Source organism: Zoogloea sp. LCSB751, assembly GCF_002028455.1.
GTDB lineage: Bacteria > Pseudomonadota > Gammaproteobacteria > Burkholderiales > Rhodocyclaceae > Zoogloea.
Window position 1 is genome coordinate 1 of sequence record NZ_MWUM01000364.1, and the last position, 257, is coordinate 257.

The window sequence follows — 257 nt, forward strand, 5'->3', positions numbered from 1 at the left end:
CATAGTTTTCATCGTCGTCTGACTCCTGCTTGCTCGGATGTTGGGGTGTGCCGCCATGTCGCTGACGCAGGTCTGACCCCAGCTTCTCGCGTTCCAGCGCGCGTTCTTGGCTACGGTTTTCGCGGCGGTTGCCGATGTCACGTTCGGCGTTCGGGGTGTTTCCGATGGCCGCATTAGTCTTGGCCGTCGCCTCCTTACCGTCGCGCAGCATGGAAGCGGCGCGCTCCACACGCTTGGGCAAGCTGTTATGGGCTTCA

At 61.5% G+C, this 257-nt stretch carries 1 protein-coding gene; it reads right to left on the reverse strand.

All coding sequences use genetic code 11. The features are described from left to right. On the reverse strand, positions 1-211 hold a 211-nt coding region (locus B4920_RS26965), incomplete at its 3' end, for a hypothetical protein (RefSeq protein ID WP_139379723.1). Between the last annotated feature and the right edge of the window lie 46 nt (positions 212-257).